The 16,471-nt window shown below is 37.4% G+C and carries 20 protein-coding genes; 11 read left to right on the top strand and 9 right to left on the bottom strand.

Annotated features, from left to right (window positions below; all coding sequences use genetic code 11):
- The first annotated feature begins 32 nt into the window (after positions 1–32).
- From AAFN87_RS12950 to AAFN87_RS12930, 5 genes are all read left to right on the top strand, one after another.
- Positions 33–476, top strand: a complete 444-nt coding sequence (locus tag AAFN87_RS12950; RefSeq protein ID WP_347791504.1) for a MarR family winged helix-turn-helix transcriptional regulator — start codon at positions 33–35, stop codon at positions 474–476.
- Positions 477–739: 263 nt separating this feature from the next.
- The gene (locus tag AAFN87_RS12945; RefSeq protein ID WP_347791503.1) at positions 740–1,939 is read left to right on the top strand and encodes an EAL-associated domain-containing protein; all 1,200 of its coding nucleotides are present in this window, start codon (positions 740–742) and stop codon (positions 1,937–1,939) included.
- Between the two features lie 318 nt (positions 1,940–2,257).
- A complete protein-coding gene (locus AAFN87_RS12940) occupies positions 2,258–3,469 on the top strand; it encodes an NAD(P)/FAD-dependent oxidoreductase (RefSeq protein ID WP_347791502.1) in 1,212 nt (403 codons plus the stop codon).
- Between the two features lie 108 nt (positions 3,470–3,577).
- Positions 3,578–4,084 (top strand): NUDIX domain-containing protein, encoded by a 507-nt coding sequence (locus AAFN87_RS12935; protein ID WP_347791501.1) that lies wholly within the window; start codon positions 3,578–3,580, stop codon positions 4,082–4,084.
- 194 nt (positions 4,085–4,278) lie between these two features.
- Complete coding sequence (locus AAFN87_RS12930; RefSeq protein WP_347791500.1) at positions 4,279–4,608, top strand: YuiB family protein; 330 nt, start codon at positions 4,279–4,281, stop codon at positions 4,606–4,608.
- Between the two features lie 37 nt (positions 4,609–4,645).
- Here the strand turns inward: AAFN87_RS12930 and AAFN87_RS12925 are convergent, their stop codons facing one another.
- Positions 4,646–5,122, bottom strand: coding sequence for a divergent PAP2 family protein (locus tag AAFN87_RS12925; protein ID WP_347791499.1), 477 nt, complete (start codon positions 5,120–5,122; stop codon positions 4,646–4,648).
- Between the two features lie 133 nt (positions 5,123–5,255).
- On the opposite strand from AAFN87_RS12925, the gene AAFN87_RS12920 reads away from it, so the two are divergent.
- The gene (locus AAFN87_RS12920; protein WP_347791498.1) at positions 5,256–6,752 is read left to right on the top strand and encodes a leucyl aminopeptidase; all 1,497 of its coding nucleotides are present in this window, start codon (positions 5,256–5,258) and stop codon (positions 6,750–6,752) included.
- Positions 6,753–6,863: 111 nt separating this feature from the next.
- Here the strand turns inward: AAFN87_RS12920 and AAFN87_RS12915 are convergent, their stop codons facing one another.
- The gene (locus AAFN87_RS12915) at positions 6,864–7,298 is read right to left on the bottom strand and encodes a DUF4279 domain-containing protein (protein ID WP_347791497.1); all 435 of its coding nucleotides are present in this window, start codon (positions 7,296–7,298) and stop codon (positions 6,864–6,866) included.
- 746 nt (positions 7,299–8,044) lie between these two features.
- Between AAFN87_RS12915 and AAFN87_RS12910 the strand changes: the two genes are divergently transcribed.
- From AAFN87_RS12910 to AAFN87_RS12895, 4 genes are all read left to right on the top strand, one after another.
- Complete coding sequence (locus tag AAFN87_RS12910; protein ID WP_347791496.1) at positions 8,045–8,215, top strand: hypothetical protein; 171 nt, start codon at positions 8,045–8,047, stop codon at positions 8,213–8,215.
- 99 nt (positions 8,216–8,314) lie between these two features.
- Complete coding sequence (locus AAFN87_RS12905; protein ID WP_347791495.1) at positions 8,315–8,626, top strand: RNHCP domain-containing protein; 312 nt, start codon at positions 8,315–8,317, stop codon at positions 8,624–8,626.
- 254 nt (positions 8,627–8,880) lie between these two features.
- Entirely contained in the window at positions 8,881–9,069 is a 189-nt protein-coding gene (locus AAFN87_RS12900; RefSeq protein WP_347791494.1) for a hypothetical protein, read from the top strand.
- A gap of 304 nt (positions 9,070–9,373) precedes the next feature.
- Entirely contained in the window at positions 9,374–9,574 is a 201-nt protein-coding gene (locus AAFN87_RS12895) for a uroporphyrin-III methyltransferase (protein WP_347791493.1), read from the top strand.
- A gap of 37 nt (positions 9,575–9,611) precedes the next feature.
- Here the strand turns inward: AAFN87_RS12895 and mnhG are convergent, their stop codons facing one another.
- From mnhG to AAFN87_RS12860, 7 genes are read right to left on the bottom strand one after another with little or no spacing between them, the layout of a single operon-like run.
- Entirely contained in the window at positions 9,612–9,980 is a 369-nt protein-coding gene (gene mnhG / locus AAFN87_RS12890) for a monovalent cation/H(+) antiporter subunit G (protein ID WP_347791492.1), read from the bottom strand.
- Positions 9,964–10,245, bottom strand: coding sequence for a Na(+)/H(+) antiporter subunit F1 (locus tag AAFN87_RS12885; protein WP_347791491.1), 282 nt, complete (start codon positions 10,243–10,245; stop codon positions 9,964–9,966). The genes mnhG and AAFN87_RS12885 overlap by 17 nt, the downstream gene beginning before the upstream one ends.
- On the bottom strand, positions 10,242–10,721 hold the full coding sequence (locus tag AAFN87_RS12880; RefSeq protein WP_347791490.1) for a Na+/H+ antiporter subunit E: 480 nt from the start codon (positions 10,719–10,721) through the stop codon (positions 10,242–10,244). Before AAFN87_RS12880 ends, AAFN87_RS12885 begins: the two co-directional genes overlap by 4 nt.
- A 2-nt stretch (positions 10,722–10,723) precedes the next feature.
- Positions 10,724–12,211, bottom strand: a complete 1,488-nt coding sequence (locus AAFN87_RS12875) for a Na+/H+ antiporter subunit D (protein ID WP_347791489.1) — start codon at positions 12,209–12,211, stop codon at positions 10,724–10,726.
- Complete coding sequence (locus tag AAFN87_RS12870) at positions 12,204–12,545, bottom strand: Na(+)/H(+) antiporter subunit C (RefSeq protein WP_347791488.1); 342 nt, start codon at positions 12,543–12,545, stop codon at positions 12,204–12,206. The genes AAFN87_RS12875 and AAFN87_RS12870 overlap by 8 nt, the downstream gene beginning before the upstream one ends.
- Positions 12,545–12,967: a Na(+)/H(+) antiporter subunit B gene (locus AAFN87_RS12865; protein ID WP_347791487.1), complete on the bottom strand. Its 423-nt coding sequence runs from the start codon at positions 12,965–12,967 to the stop codon at positions 12,545–12,547. The genes AAFN87_RS12870 and AAFN87_RS12865 overlap by 1 nt, the downstream gene beginning before the upstream one ends.
- On the bottom strand, positions 12,954–15,389 hold the full coding sequence (locus AAFN87_RS12860) for a Na+/H+ antiporter subunit A (protein WP_347791486.1): 2,436 nt from the start codon (positions 15,387–15,389) through the stop codon (positions 12,954–12,956). Before AAFN87_RS12860 ends, AAFN87_RS12865 begins: the two co-directional genes overlap by 14 nt.
- A gap of 162 nt (positions 15,390–15,551) precedes the next feature.
- Here AAFN87_RS12860 and AAFN87_RS12855 point away from each other — a divergent pair, with 162 nt between their 5' ends.
- Positions 15,552–16,115, top strand: coding sequence for a YufK family protein (locus AAFN87_RS12855; RefSeq protein WP_347791485.1), 564 nt, complete (start codon positions 15,552–15,554; stop codon positions 16,113–16,115).
- Positions 16,116–16,471 lie beyond the last annotated feature (356 nt).

The following is a 16,471-nucleotide window of genomic DNA, read 5'->3' as shown; positions in this document are numbered from 1 at the left end:
TTACGAAAAAATATGGAATGAAGGTGAACTAGTTGAAGTACGAAATGCAGAACCTTGATGTAATTGATTTGTTGAGCGAACGTCACGAAATACTTCGACGACTTGCTGAAGATAAGTGGAATAATAATAATAATATATATATTTCCAATTCAGAATGGTGTATTTTGGGCAGAATTTATAAAAAACAACCTACAATTTCAGATGTAGCAAAAGGTGTTGATTTTTCTCGCCAAGCTACTCATAAATTTATTAAGAGTTTAGAGGCAAAAGGGTTGGTAGAGGTTAGCAATGTCCAGCATAGTAAAAAACATAAAGCGATTCGTCTGACAGAATTTGGAGAAATTTGCTATGAAAAAAATGCACTTTATAAAGCAGAGATTGAACAACAACTAGTTAATACACTCGGTGAAGTACAAGTATCAAATTTAAAAAATATATTAAATCTTAATTGGAATATCGAAGATTTGAAGGTTTAAGATCAGGCTCTATTATCCTGAAGATTCTATTGGCGATGCATTATGCTTCAAGTATTTGAATTAAACAACTCGAAAAATTCATTGCGAAATATTACTTTGTCATTGAACTGAATAATGAAATAAAACATGCGAAATGACCCGCATGTTTTTTTTACGTAAAACTCCTATTCACCCAATTATATAGCTTGTGAATTGTCGTAACACTTTGAATAAAAAAAAAGATGCATTATGATAAAGGTAGCAATACGCGAGGAGGTTATGTAGTGGATGTTTTAAAAGTATTGGATAATTTAGACCAAATGAAAGTTTTTTTTGAACCGATTTATAGTGCTGATGAGCATAGTATTGCCGCGTATGAAGTAATCGGAACTATTGAAGGAGAGCAATTCGATTTAAACACCTTTTCGTATAGCGAGGAAGTACCCGAAGATATTCGAGTAGAAATCGAACAATTAGTTATTCGTCAAGCGTTACAAACTGCCGTACAAGGACTTGCGGAAGTAGATATATATATACCTTGCAATCCAAATTTACTTATGCTGGATTTTGGAGAAAGTTATTTTTCAATATTAAAGGAAATGGTGCAGGATGAGTTACTATCACATATAACACTTGTCATTGCTGAGCATAAATTCGAAGGAAATATAAAACAGCTCCATCACGTAATAAAATACATGAAAACGTATGGTATTAAGATTGCGCTTGATGATATTGGACCACATAGTAATTTAGATCATATGATATTACTAGAACCGTATGTCTTAAAAATAAACGTAGAACAGTTGAATTACAATCAGTGGGGTCCACAAAATCATGTGTTTACAACATTGCGTTCACTGGCGTTAAAAATAGGGGCGTCACTAATGGTTAGTGGTGTTAATACAGTATATCAATTACAGCATGGCTGGAAAAGCGGCGCGCGCTATTATAAAGGGCCTTATTTAGAGCGACCTGCGAAAGATTTTATTTTACGTGATACATTAAAGTCACGTTTTCAAGATGAATGTAAGCAGTTCATTGCAACAGAGAAAAAATTGGTTCAACAAAAATATGAAGCTATGAAAACGTTAGAGAAAAAAATAACAACAGCAGTAGAACAAATCGATCCGACTAGTAAAAATACAAATACACTATTAACACTCGCTGAAAGGCTACGTCCATATATTTTCCGTCTATATATTTGTGATGGAGAAGGGTTCCAAACGACGCCTAATATTATGCTTAAAGAAGGGCGTTGGGAAGTGCAGCAAGAAGCGTTCCGTAAAAATTGGAGTTGGCGTCCGTATTTTTTATTAAATTTAATTAAAATGCGACATGATCAACAAGGAGAATTTTCTTCTACGTACAGTGACATAGAAACAGAAGAATTAACGAGAACATATTCGATGGCATTGCCAAAAAACGAATACTTGTTCGTGGATATTTCGTATGAATATTTATACGAACACAATATTGTGAATTAATAAAAATTTGCGAATTCACCTACTATTTACAGAGTGAGTTCGCACGTTTTTTGCTTTTAAACGCATAAATATATTACCTTATGCACAAAATAACTTAAATTAGAATGTTTCTAACTCGTTAATAACTATTTATTTTTTTGATTTGAAAGTCACAAATTATAAGGTGTTGAAATTGTGGTGTAAAAGGGCTAATATAGTAATAAGGAATTTTTGTCGAAAATATGTCGACCTAGCGTAACAAACGGCAGAAGTATGCAATGTACTTCTTTTTTGTTTGTCTTGCGCTAGTACAATAAAATTAAAGGGGTTTTGATTTAAGTGAAAAGACCAACAATTTTAGTATTAGGCGCAGGATATGGCGGTTTAACAACTGTAGTAAACCTACAAAAAATGGTAGGTGGCGATCAAGCGGAAATCGTATTAGTGAATAAAAATGATTATCACTACGAAACAACTTGGTTACACGAAGTTAGTGCTGGTACAATTTCTCCAGATAAAGCACGTTACCCAATCTCAAGCGTTATTAACAACAATGTAAAATTTGTACAAGCTACTGTAGAAAACGTAGATGTTAATGCACGTAAAGTAGTTACTTCTGCTGGAGAAATGACTTATGATTATTTAGTATTTGGTCTAGGATTCGAAGGTGAGACTTTCGGTATTCCAGGTTTAGACAAATACGCTTTATCTTTAGCTAATCTAAATGCTGCTCGCCAAATTCGTGAGCACATCGAATATCAATTTGCTTCATGGTCATTAGATGATGAAAAAGATGACAGCAAACTAACTATCGTTGTTGGTGGTGCTGGATTCACAGGTATCGAGCTTTTAGGTGAACTTGGAAACCGTGTTCCTGAACTTTGCAAAGAGTTTGATATTCCACAAGAAAAAGTAAGAGTATTATGTGTTGAAGCAGCGCCAATGGTATTACCAGGCTTCGATCCAAAATTAGTAGAATATGCAAAAACTCAATTATCTAAAAAAGGTATCGAATTCTCAATCGGCACACCTGTTGTTGAAGCAACTCCAGAAGGCGTTAAAATCAAAAAAGGTGAAGATGAGTTTGAATTCATTAAAGCGGGCACAGTAATTTGGGCTGCTGGTGTACGTGGTAACAAACTAGTAGAAAGCTCTGGTATCGAATCGAACCGTGCTCGTATCGCAGTTCGCAAAGATATGCGTGCTCCAGGATTTGATGATGTATTCGTAGTTGGTGACTGTGCCTTCCTTCTAAATGAAGAGGCTGGACGTCCTTATCCACCAACAGCTCAAATCGCAATGCAACAAGCGGTAAATATCGCGAAAAACATTAAGCACCTTATGAACGGTGAAGAGACAGAAACATTTGTATACGATGACAAAGGTGCTGTATGTTCATTAGGTCACGACGATGCAATTGGCGATGCTTTAGGACGCAAATACTCAGGTAAAACTGCATCTGCATTGAAAAAAATCGTTGATAACCGCGCACTATTCTTAGTAGGTGGCGTTGGCTTAACGGTGAAAAAAGGTAAATTCAAATTAATTTAATTTAGAAAAATATTACCCTAGTACACCACTCTTTTATAAGAGTGGTGTTTTTCTTTGAATTGATAAAGTTATATAATGGAATTAATATAAGGGAAAAGGGTGATCGATATGGCACGAGACCGAGGCAAAGTGTGGTTAGGGGTAGCGGCAATTGTAGAAAATAATGCCGGTGAGTGGCTCGTTGTACAGAAAGCATATAGTGGTTTAAAGGGGCGGTGGTCACTGCCAGCTGGTTTTGTACAACAAGGAGAAACTGTAGATATGGCAGCGATTCGTGAAGTAAAAGAAGAAACTGGCATTGATTGTACACTTGAAGGGTTGGTAGGTTTTCGTTCAGGTGTTATACAGGAAGATATTAGCGACAATATGGCAATTTTTTATTGTAAAGCAGAGGAGCAACCGCTACATATACAAGAGAAAGAGATTGTAGAAGCAAGGTGGATGTCACCAGAGGAATTAGCGATTGACGAAAAATCATCCGTGATGATAGTTGAAATGGCGACACGACACGTCGAACGCTTTCAACTGCATTTAATAGATGGTGTTGACCCAGGTAATGTATTTGGATATACGAAGTACCATTTATTTTTCAAAAACGAAGAAGAGACCGAATAGACAAAAAGCACATTTGCTTCTGTTTGGCTGTGAATGAATAAACATCACTAAATTCTTTCCTTTCTTATTCCTTGAAAAAGCTGTGTCAAATTACGTTCGTATTTTGCGCAGCTATTCTATTAGAATAGTGCTAAGCATTGAAAGCCTTTCCAATATCATGTAAACTAGTTAGAGGAAAACGGAGGGTTTACATAATGGATGGTCCAGTTACTGTAGTTCAATTAATTATTTCGGTCGTTTTATTCTTCGTTATGTTTTTTGGCATTGGCTTTTTATTAAACATGCTACTGCGTATGACATGGTTAATGGCTGTCATTTATCCAATTGTCGTTGTATTTATAGTAGATGAAGTAAGCTTCCTTGATTATATTTTTAAACCAGGTACAGCTTTCCCGGCATTAATGGATAAGCTTCAAGCGCTTCAAGTTGTCGATATAGTCATTTTATCTGGTGGCTTCGCTGGGGCAATCGTTGCAGGCATTGTGATGATTTTATTACGTAAAAACGGTTACCGAATGTTCTAATGTGAAAACGCATGTATCATAACGATGCATGCGTTTTTTATAGTATAAATTGATAGATAATAATACTTAGTACAACTCCGCTTAAAGCTCCAATTAACACTTCACTTTTTTTATGACCGAGCAATGTTTTTAATTCTTTGATTTTTTGTTCTTCATTTAAATTAGGCCAACGCTTCACTTCACGAAAGAAATTTTGTAAGTCTTGGCGAATTTCATTGAGCACGGCAGCATGTTGCCCTGCTTCGAAGCGTACATGACTTGCATCGTACATAACAATTCCAGCAAGCATCGTAGCAACTGCAAAAATGGGTGAATCAAATCCTGTTTCAAAGCCAACTGCAGTAGCAAGACTTGTAACAGCGGCAGAATGTGAGCTCGGCATACCTCCTGTTGAAGTAAGAAGGCCCCAGTTGATTTTTTTTGTTGCTAGAAAATAAATCGGCACTTTTAAAAATTGTGCAAAGAGAATAGCAAAAATGCCAATCCATAGCGGTGTGTTATTTAATATTCCCATCTCTATTTTTGCCTCCCTTATTTTGATTAGAGTATAGCATAAGGGAGGGGAATAAAAAAACAGTCATTTCGCTATCCGAATTATTCGGAATATGTATATAATAGAGTATAGAATTATTGGGAGGCCTTTATTTATGAATATTGTAAAAGAAGCAAAAACATTTGAAACTATTTCAACTGAAGTATTAGTAGTCGGTGTTCAAAAGCACCGTGAGCAAATGAAAAATTGGTCATTGTTCCCAGCCGCTTTCGGTGAAGAAATCGACGTATGGCTACAAGCGGGAGATATTTCATCGGATGAGAAAAAGATTACGAAGTTACCTGTTGTAGGTAAAACTGTAAAACGTATTGTATTTGTCGGAATCGGTGAAGGTAAAAATGTAACAGAAGAAGTATTACGCGGTGCATTCGGTTTAGTTGGGAAAGAACTAAAAGCATTAAAAACAGGCGAATATACTATTTGGCTTGAATCTTTCGTGACGGAAAATATATCAGCAGAGGACGTTGCGTTTTTAGCTGGTGAAGGTACAGGTCTTGGTTTCTATTCAATTCCAAATTATAAAACGACGTCAAATGTAGTAGATACGTATTTAGATACTGTGCATTTTGTAACAGAGGCAAATATGGATGAAGTAACTTCTAGCTATGAAGTAGGTCTTATTTATGCGAGTGCCGTAAACGAAGCACGTAACCTAGTTAACTTACCACCAAATATGTTAACAGCGACAGATTTAGCTAATTACGCAGTAGAGCTTGGTAATCAATATGATTTCGAAGTAGAAATTTTAAATAAAGCTCAAATGGAAGAGCTAGGTATGGGCGGTATTTTAAGTGTGAACCAAGGCTCTTCGGAAGAACCTCGTCTCATTACAGTAAAATACCAAGCGAAAGATAAATGGGAAGATGTAGTCGGGTTAGTCGGTAAAGGGGTAACATATGATACAGGCGGCTATTCATTAAAACCACGTGAAGGTATGGTCGGTATGAAAGGCGATATGGGTGGTGCTGCAGCTGTCCTTGGCGCAATGAAAATTATCGGAGAAACACGTCCGAACAAAAACGTTGTTGCTGTTATCGGCTCAACTGATAATATGGTTTCTGGCACAGCATTCAAACCAGATGATGTCATTACAACGTATAGCGGCAAAACTGTAGAAGTATTAAATACAGATGCTGAAGGTCGTTTAGTGTTAGCCGATGCAGTTACGTATGCTAAACAACAAGGGGCAAATTATTTAATTGATGTTGCGACATTAACAGGTGGTGTAATTGTTGCACTAGGTAATGATAAAACAGGTGCATTAACGAACGATGAGGCATTTTTTGAAGCATTTATGGAAGCAACTATAGAAACAGGTGAATTCGTATGGCGCTTACCACTTACAGAAAGCGATAAAAAGCGTATTCGCAAATCAGATATGGCGGACTTAAATAATTCACCAGGTCGCGACGGTCACATGATTTTCGGTGGTGGCTTCGTAGGTGAATTCGCTGAGGAAACACCGTGGATCCATTTAGATATCGCGGGTACTTCAGACGCAGCGGCACCTCATGACCTTGGTCCAAAAGGTGGTACAGGTGCAATGGTGCGCACTCTAGCTTGCTTTATTGAACAACTAGCAGAAGCTTAATACAAAGTGTATGTGAGCTAAACAACATAAAAATATTGGGGACAGTTCTAAGCGAGAGGCTAATGGACTGTCCCTTATTTGTATTCGATACTATGTCTATACTTTGAGACATTAACTTTTTGTGTCATTGATATTATCAATATAGACATCCATGATAGCTCCTATTTGATGGGCAAATGTAATTATTTCTGGATGTAAACGTACACCTGGCGTTTGAGCCCAGTAGAATATATAATGTGCGAAAAAAATGGGTGTAAGGTGATACTTTTCTTTATATTCATTAATTAATTGAATATGTGGTCGTAAAGGATTAATTACTGATTCGAAAAATTCTTTTTCTTCATTTTCGGTATAACTAATCTTCATAATACCTGATTCCAGCTCCCAAACAGTTTCAAAACGCTTTCTTTCTCTTGTTCCACGAATATACTTATCTCCAATTTTATAAGCTTCTGTTGGCACAATACCAATTTCTTCTGTAAATTTATCAATTGGCCATTCGTCTGCAACAAGACTAAAACGTATAGATACAATGTCTTTCTCCATTTTGCTATACCCCCATTTACTAAATTACCTGTTTTTCTTCTTATTAATAATTATACAATATATGGAATTCAATTGTCTGCAAAATATAATTTATTGGTTTATATCTAAAAGTCGGATGTGCTATAAATACATAGCAACACTCCGAGCGGACGCGCATCCAGGGTACGCATGGCTTCCGTCTCCTCATCGCTCGTACCTCATTTCTTCTGTGCCTTCAGCTTGTGTACCTCACATTATCCCGGGAGTTGCCGTTGTACGTCAGTTCTGTTATCTGATAATTTATGGATAAATAATTCTTTACAAAAGATTTTGCCAAAAGGAGGGCGATATTATTAAAATGTATGTCATTTTTGTAAATTGATTGGAGTGGGGACTGGGTGACTCCTTGGGGATGTAGTGAAAAAAGGAACGAAGGCTAAAACGTCACGTCCTGTGACAACGCCTTCGTGACCAACATCATGTTGGCCCGAGACCCTGGAGGGAGCTATAAAGGAACGAAGGCTAAGACCGTCACTTCCTGTGACAACGCCTTCGTGACCAACGTCATGTTGGCCTGAAGCGGCTCATCGGTCGCCCCACAGGAAAGCACCCAGTCGGAACGGAAATCCTCTAGTTATGGTAGAGGATAGAATAATTCCCCTATATCACTAAATTTTGTTATTATAACTAAGAATAGATTGAACACAAATAAGGAGTGAATAAATGTATGACCTATTTATTCACATCAATTGCCAGCTAGGGGACGAGTGCCAAAGTCAGTGATTATGAGAGAACACCTACTAGTGGAAGGTGGAGATGTCCGTCTTACAGTGGTTGATACAAATAAACAACATCAATCGAGGTCCGGATTAAAGGATGAAATAAGTCTTTATGAAGCAGGAACTAGAAGTAATCGTTTTGCAAAAACAAGACGATAAATCGGTCCATTCCTTATAAAAGCCTGAAACTACATATGTAGAAAAATGAACGGAACCCTTTCTCCAAAGATGAAAAAAAACATCTTGGAGGAATGGCAATTGAGTCGAACAAATGAAAATACTGAATTTAAATGTGAAAATTGTGGTGTGGTAGTAAAGCCACTAACTAATGGAAGTTTCCGAAATCATTGTCCTAACTGTTTGTATTCCAAACATATGGATAATGTACCTGGTGATCGCACAAGTAATTGTAAAGGGCTAATGAAGCCAATTGGACTAGATTATTCAGGGAAAAAGGGTTATCAAATTGTCCACCAATGTACGAAATGCCAAAAGCTTGGCCGAAATAAAGTCGCACTTGATACGATTCAAGAAGATAATCTCATTCAATTTATGCTTGGGACTGTTTAATTAAAAAGTGTTTTTCTATTCAGAGCATATTGGATTATCTCCAGTATGCTTTTTTAGTTACATTGAAAAAATATAAACCGTTTACAATAACGAGCATTAGAGTGGGCTGACTCTGAAGAGCGAGTAAATCGTGAAAAACAGCGAGTAAATCGTGAGGAAAAGCGAGTATTTCGTGTAGCAGAGCGAGTACTCCATGAAAGAGCGAGTAATTCGTGGAAAACAGCGAGTAAAACGTGAAGAAAAGCGAGTACTCCATGAAAGAGCAAGTAAATCGTGAAAAACATCGAGTAAATCGTGAGGAAGAGCTAGTATTTGATGTAGCAGAGCGAGTAAATCATGAAGAAGAGCTAGTATTTGATGCAGAAAAGCGAGTATTTGAGCAGCAGAGCGAGTACTCCATGAAAGAGCGAGTATTTCATGCAAAAGATCGAGTAAACGTGTAGAACAGCGAGTATCCATGAAAGAGCGAGTATTTCATGCAAAACAGCGAGTAAATCGCGAAGAAGAGCGAGTATCTCATGGAAAAAAGCGAGTATTTCCTTCGAGCGATGAATATGGTGAATTGTGATGAGGAGATGTATCCTCTGAAAATTGGGTCAGTCCATATATTGAGACGCCTACTTCTCATTTGCATAAATTAATTCAGGCGTGGTCGTACAAAACACAAGAAGTCCAGTAAATGCCCGAACATATTTGGTAAAGCAAATTTGCGTCACCTGACATATAGTAATACAAAGGAGGAGTTTGATGTCTCGTAATCATTTTGCACAAATGCCATTCTTTCCGATTGGAGCTCCGTTTTTAGGAGGGTTTCTCGGTAGTTTTTTAGGAAGTCGATTTTATCCATATCAGCAATATCCATATTACCCGTATTACCCATATTATCCACCGTATCCATACTATCCGCCATATCGCCCACCATATAGACATCCACATAGACATTATTAATGAAAAAGAGGCTACTCAAAGGGAGCAGCCTCTTTTTTCATTTAATATTCTGTTCCTTTTTCATGCGGTCGATTTCTTCTTGTAAATCATCGCGCACTGTACCTGCCCATGGTTTAACACCTGCAATATAAGAAGAGCGGCTCATAATATGTCCGCCAACAGGGCCTGTTATAAATAAAAACAGGATGCCGAGTAAAATACGCGGGTTAAATTGGCCTTCGATTAACCAAAAATGAAAGAATACACCGATTAGTAAACACATTATACCGAGTGTGGCGCTTTTAGAAGCCGCATGTGCACGCGTATATAAATCAGGAAGTCGGAATATGCCTATAGCCGCTACGACGATAAATAGCACTCCAACGGCAATAAAGAAGACGATTAAAATATTAGCGAGAATTGTCACGTTCGATAATATCTCCTTTCTCTATAAATTTAGAGAAGGCAACCGTTCCGATAAACGATAATATCGCCAATAGTAAAATAATATCTAAATAAAAGCTCGTTTCCACCATAATGGAAAACAAACCGATTAAAGCAATGAGAGAAGTGCCAATTGCATCAAGTGCGACTACGCGATCAGATGCATTAGGGCCTTTCACAAGGCGGTAAATAACTGCAATCATTGATAGCGAAATGATGACAATCGAGCCCCAAATAAAGTACATCATGCGCGGCTCACCTCCATAATTGCTTTTTCAAACGAATTTCGAATCGAGTCGATTGTTTGTTCGACATCCCCAACATCTATCGCATGGATGTATAAGCTTTTTGCGTCATCGGATACGTGTACGACAACTGTACCCGGAGTAAGTGTAATTAAGCTAGATAACAACGTAATTTCCCAATCTTTTGTAAGTTTAGTATCGTATTTGAAAAAGGCAGGTTCCATCGTCAGTTGCGGTTTTAATACTACTTTTAATACCGCGATATTCGCAAGGACTAGCTCTTTTAAAAACAGTATAGTTAACTTAATGGATGCCCACATACGGCCGATATAAAGTCGTCCATTAAAGAAGCGGCGCATCGTAATGATTGCAATTAGCCCTAGTAAAAAGCCGGTTACAAAAACGCTTGCCGTGAACTTATTACTGAGGAACATCCATACAAATGCGAGGAAGATATTTAATAATAGTTGAAATGCCATTATTATTGTCCTCCTTTCATAACAGCATTTACGTAAATAGACGGATCACTTAAGACGCGCGCTGCTGTATCCATAAATGGTGTTATCCATTCTGCGCCAATTCCATATGCAATGGATACAACTATTAACAACGCTGTTGGGAAGAATAAGCGATTGTATACCTTTTTATCAACAGCTACAACTTGTCCACCCTCACCCCAAAACGCATAAATGAAAATACGTATGACAGATAATAATACGATTAAACTAGAAGCTAATATAAAAATGCTACTCCATAAATTACCAGCAGCAAATCCACCTTGTACAATTAATAATTTACCGACGAAGCCGCTTAGTGGCGGAATACCGGCTAAGCCAAATGCAGCGATTAAATAAAACCATCCAAGTGCAGGATACTTTTTCATCAAACCGCCCATTTTGCGTAAGTCACTTGTGCCTGTGACATAAACAATTATGCCGACTAACATAAATAGCGCTGCTTTAATGATCATGTCATGGATTAAATAAAACATCGCGCCTTCAAGTCCCGTGAAGTTCATTTGCGCAACTCCGAATAAAATGACGCCAACTGCTATAACAATATTATAAATAATAATTTGCTTCACATCGAAATGTGCAAGCGCCCCAATACAGCCTGCTGCAATTGTTAATACCGCAAGAATCAATAAGAGCTCGTGGGTATATGAAAGATCATGGACGAAAAATAGTGTATATGTACGCATAATCGCATAAACACCGACCTTCGTTAGCAATGCACCGAATAATGCTAGTACTGGAATGGGTGGTGCAGCATAAGAGCTAGGTAGCCAGAAGTACAGCGGGAAAATGGCTGCCTTTAAGCCGAATACCATTAAAAATAGTACTGCTATTGTTGTAATAATACCTGGTTGATTAATTTCAGCGATTTTCACAGAAATGTCTGCCATGTTCAGAGTACCAATAACCGAATATAAATAGGCAACTGCAATGACGAATAATGCAGATGATATTACATTGACTAAAATATATTTTATCGATTCACGTAGCTGACCTTTTTCTCCACCGAGTACTATTAGTAAATAAGAAGACATTAAAAGTACTTCAAAAAATACGAATAAGTTAAAAATATCACCTGTGGTAAACGCTCCATTTACCCCGGTTAAAATAAACATGACCCCAGGATAATAGAAAAAGCGTTCGCGTTCTTCACCAATTGAGGCAAAACCGTACCATACAATAAAGAAAGCTAAAACAAGTGAAGTCAAAACGAGTAAAGTAGATACGCCATCTGCGACCATAGTAATTCCAAATGGTACTGGCCAATCACCGAATGTGACGGATTGTATGCCATCTTGATGTACTTTCAACATAACGAGAAAGGCACAAACAGAAGCGGCAAAAAGGGCCACTAAAGATATTGTACGCTGTAGGCGAATATTTTTTTGTAAAAACATTAACACCATACCCGTAAAAAATGTAATGAGTATCGGGAAAAGAAGGAAGTTAATCATCTTGCTCACTTCCTTTCATTAATGTTGTATCATCTGTTCCAAGCTCCTGATATGCACGGTATGCTAGAACGAGGAAAAATGCTGTTACCCCAAAAGAAATGACAATCGCTGTTAAAATGAGTGCTTGTGGTATTGGATCTGCAAAATCTGACACGCCATCAGCTAGCACTGGAGGGGCAGTTCCACCAAGTCCACCCATTGTTAAAATAAGTAAATGAGCTCCGTGACTAAGAAGCCCTGTACCGATAATAATACGCAATAAACTTCGTGATAAAATTAAATAAATGGCAGCCATGAATAAAAAGCCGCATACAAATGCCATTACTATCTCCATTATTCATCCTCTCCTATCGTTTGAATAATGGTCATCGTAACGCCTACAACAACCAAAAATACACCTAAATCGAATAGTGCCGCTGTATGAAGCGATTGTTCCCCTAACAGCGGTAAATCAAAATAATCAAAGAAATGTGTGAAAAATGGTTTGCCGATAAACATCGGAAATGCTGCTGTTCCAAGTGCTAATATAAGCCCGCTCGCTGTAATATACATATAGTTAATAGGCAAAATATTGCGCACAGTTTTCAAATCATACGCTAGGACAAGCAGTACAATCGCACTCGAAGTGAGAAGGCCACCGACAAATCCTCCCCCTGGTGTATAATGCCCCGCAAAGAAAATATGAACGGAGAAGAAGAAAATAATGAAAAAGACAATTTTCGTCGTAAATTGCAAAATAACATTATTTGTTTTCATTTGTCTTCTCCTTTCTACTTAAACGAAGCTTAATCATCGCATAAATGCCCATCCCTGCAATACCGAGTACTGTTATCTCAAATAACGTATCGAAACCACGGTAGTCAACTAATATTACGTTGACGATATTGCCGCCGCCTGCCTCAGAGTAAACGGTTTCTTTATAATACTCATTAATCGACTCTATTAATTTTTGTGAGTGAGCAGAAAGTGCCAATAATGTTACCATTGCACCAACACCGATTGAAATAATCGCCCGTCCAAATTGGAAGCGTACACGTTCTTCCACTTTACCTAACTTCGGTAAATGGTAGAACGCTAATAAAAAGAGGGCGACAGAAATTGTTTCAATGACTAGCTGCGTTAAAGCTAAATCGGGTGCATTGAACATAACGAAAAATAGCGCTACTGTATAGCCGACAGCCCCTAAACCAACAATTGCTGTAATACGTGTTTTCGCTAACAAAGTTGTTAATGTTCCGATGATTAGTACAATGATCAAAATGATTTCATAAATATCAATTTTTGCTGCGCTATTAAAGGAAATTTTCAAAGCGTCTTTAATCAATAATGTGCCGATTACGATTACAACAATCGAACTAAACATATACGTTAAATATTGACGAATTGAACCTGTCATATAAAGTTTAGAAAAACGGTACATTCCACGGTTTAATACATTGTCCATCATAAAGTCATATAGCGAATTCAGTGATAGGCGTGCTGGTTGAATAGCATATAGCTTTTGCCATTTTGCTAAAGACATAAATAAAAGTAAACCAAGCACAACTATACCAATTGTCATCCATAGCTCGGGTGTAATATGCCCGTGCCAAGCCGAAATTGTAATATCGATAATAGATGGCATAGATGCAACATAAGGGTCTTGATATAAAAATGGTTGAATAACAAATACAGCTGGTTTAATAAAGACTTCCGAAACTAAATTTGGAATGAAGAAAATTGTCACAACGAATATAGCTAAAATGATAGGCGAAATTAACATGCCAAGCGGTGCTTCATGTGGTTTTTTCGGTAGTTCTTTAGACATTTTCCCTGTAAATGTTTTAAACACAAAATAAAAGCTATAAACAAATGTAAAGACGCTCGCGATAAAGGCGATAACAGGGAATATAATACCCCACGTACTAAATTCGAATAATTGGAAATCTTTAATTGCTAGCATCGCTGTAAGGAACATCTCTTTACTTAAAAATCCGTTAAATGGTGGTAAGCCCGCCATGGACAAACTACCGATTAAAGCAACGGTAAAGCTAAGAGGCATTACACTCATCAGCCCTCCAAGCTTGCGAATATCACGTGTACCTGTTTCGTGATCAACGATTCCCGCGATCATAAACAAACTTCCTTTAAATGTCGCATGGTTTATTAAATGGAAAATCGCTGCAAATGCCGCATACTTGAATACAGTATTAGCTGCATCATCTACATGGAAGGCGATCGCTCCTGCGCCAAGTAATGACATGATTAAACCGAGTTGACTCACAGTCGAGAATGCCAAAATTCCTTTTAAGTCGGTTTGTTTCACCGCAAAGAATGAACCCCAGAATAACGTAAGTAAGCCGATGCCCGTAACGAGCCATACCCATACTTCTGAAGCCGCAAAAATCGGCGTAAAGCGTGCTACTAAATAAATACCCGCTTTTACCATTGTCGCTGAATGCAGATAAGCACTAACAGGTGTTGGGGCTTCCATTGCATCAGGTAACCAAATATAAAATGGGAACTGTGCAGATTTTGTAAATGCACCGAGTAAGATTAAGACAAGCGCCCATACAAAGTAATCCTGTCCAACAAGAAGAGGTGCTTGTGCGACTAATTCACGAATCGAATACGTGCCGCCCATAAGAGCAAGTAAAACGAAGCCCCCAAGCATCATTAACCCGCCTGCTACAGTAATCATCATTGATTTTAATGCACCAAAGCGTGATTTATCGCGATTAAACCAATAGCCGATTAATAAAAATGAGGAGATTGATGTAAGCTCCCAAAATAAATACAGTGTAATCATATGATCTGATTGCACAACGCCGAGCATAGCCGACATAAACATTAATAAATACACATAAAAATTGTGTAATTGTTCTTTCGTCTTATCTAAATAGAAAATCGAATACAACACGACGAGTGCACCAATTCCAGATATTAAAATGGAAAAAAGTAAGCTCAGTCCGTCTAAATAGGAGACGAAGGAAATACCAAGTGATGGTATCCAATCAAATGAGGCGATTGCCGCTTGTCCATCCATAGTGAGTGGAATAAACGTTACGTAATACGCTGCTAATATAATTGGCACAATTAGTACAAACCAACCCGTATGTATAGCTCGAATTTTTTTAAATAGAAAAGGAATAAATATTGCAACGAGTAACGGGATAAAAATAGCGAGTACTTGCATCATGAAAATCCTCCTTTCGAAACGTTTGAACGCAGTGAATGTTAATAATTATAACTTATTTCATATACGAATGCATGTGAAGCAATGATTTCTACTCTTGCTAGTTAGTATTTGTATTCGGTATTATAAATATGTAGAAATAGAATAGATAAAGGGAAAATGTTCATGAAAAATCCATATTTGTACGGCTATTTACCGCTGTTTACAATCTTGTTATTTAGTTTAACGTTCGGCATTTTTGCAGTAACGGAATCGATCGAGTTGTTCAATGCAATTGGTGTATACGCAGGGATGCGCGAATTTTTATCTGATTTAGAGTTACGCGTTTTTTTACTAATTGTATTCGCATTAATATTTTTCATGGTATTTTCAGCTTTAAAGCTAATCGGAGAGACAATTCACGAGCTTGGGATGTTGTTCTTTTCTAGTGATAAGGCAGGGGAAACGATGAATGTAGCGCGCGGAGGATATGTTATTTTCTTCTTTGGTGCACTGTTATCAGCATTTGGTATTCAATCGATTATAGTGCTTGTAGCTATTTTTGCGATCACTATTTTTATTTATTTTATTTATACGGTATATAAAATGAGCCATTTTATGTCTATATCTGGCATGATTGGACTTATCTTTTTTGAAATATTATTTTGGTCAATATTTGTTATTTCCATTGTATATGTCGTAATGAAATTGTATAACGGTGTGTTAGCGAGTTTACCATTCGCAAATTAAAAAAGTTGTGTGGCATGATTTTCGCCACACAACTTTTTAAATAATAAGAAAGTACAAGTCTGGAGTGATGCCTAGGAACTTACTCTAGCTGCTCGAGGTCACTTCGAAAGTCTCTTCACGAGGCAAGTAGGGGCCGCTGAAAAACTAACTAATTGTCATTTTTCTTTGTAAATTTCTGTTAAATAGATTGTTATCATTCGGCGGGTGGCGGTACGTGCAGTATGAGCCTACAAAATGCGCGTAGTCTCATTCTTCACGTTCATACCGCACGTAAAGCCCGCCAAATAAAAATAAACTTCATTCTAATCACCTATGGAGAATACGACTCCTACTTTAATAGACACTCTATAACAATA

It is taken from the genome of Solibacillus sp. CAU 1738 (genome assembly GCF_039888725.1).
Lineage (GTDB): Bacteria > Bacillota > Bacilli > Bacillales_A > Planococcaceae > Metasolibacillus.
The sequence above is the reverse complement of the archived record's forward strand: the minus strand, read 5'-3'. Positions and strand labels throughout refer to the sequence as shown.

Bases quoted from the DNA above. Each gene is read 5' to 3' on its own strand.
- AAFN87_RS12885 (WP_347791491.1), bottom strand. From the start codon at position 10,245: ATGATGTACTTTATTTGGGGCTCGATTGTCATCATTTCGCTATCAATG.
- AAFN87_RS12865 (WP_347791487.1), bottom strand. From the start codon at position 12,967: ATGAAAACAAATAATGTTATTTTGCAATTTACGACGAAAATTGTCTTT.
- AAFN87_RS12915 (WP_347791497.1), bottom strand. From the start codon at position 7,298: ATGGAGAAAGACATTGTATCTATACGTTTTAGTCTTGTTGCAGACGAA.
- AAFN87_RS12930 (WP_347791500.1), top strand. From the start codon at position 4,279: ATGGATGGTCCAGTTACTGTAGTTCAATTAATTATTTCGGTCGTTTTA.
- AAFN87_RS12935 (WP_347791501.1), top strand. From the start codon at position 3,578: ATGGCACGAGACCGAGGCAAAGTGTGGTTAGGGGTAGCGGCAATTGTA.
- AAFN87_RS12860 (WP_347791486.1), bottom strand. From the start codon at position 15,389: ATGATGCAAGTACTCGCTATTTTTATCCCGTTACTCGTTGCAATATTT.
- AAFN87_RS12895 (WP_347791493.1), top strand. From the start codon at position 9,374: ATGTCTCGTAATCATTTTGCACAAATGCCATTCTTTCCGATTGGAGCT.
- AAFN87_RS12880 (WP_347791490.1), bottom strand. From the start codon at position 10,721: ATGGCATTTCAACTATTATTAAATATCTTCCTCGCATTTGTATGGATG.
- AAFN87_RS12925 (WP_347791499.1), bottom strand. From the start codon at position 5,122: ATGGGAATATTAAATAACACACCGCTATGGATTGGCATTTTTGCTATT.
- AAFN87_RS12875 (WP_347791489.1), bottom strand. From the start codon at position 12,211: ATGATTAACTTCCTTCTTTTCCCGATACTCATTACATTTTTTACGGGT.
- AAFN87_RS12870 (WP_347791488.1), bottom strand. From the start codon at position 12,545: ATGGAGATAGTAATGGCATTTGTATGCGGCTTTTTATTCATGGCTGCC.
- AAFN87_RS12855 (WP_347791485.1), top strand. From the start codon at position 15,552: ATGAAAAATCCATATTTGTACGGCTATTTACCGCTGTTTACAATCTTG.
- AAFN87_RS12900 (WP_347791494.1), top strand. From the start codon at position 8,881: ATGAAAGAGCAAGTAAATCGTGAAAAACATCGAGTAAATCGTGAGGAA.
- AAFN87_RS12920 (WP_347791498.1), top strand. From the start codon at position 5,256: ATGAATATTGTAAAAGAAGCAAAAACATTTGAAACTATTTCAACTGAA.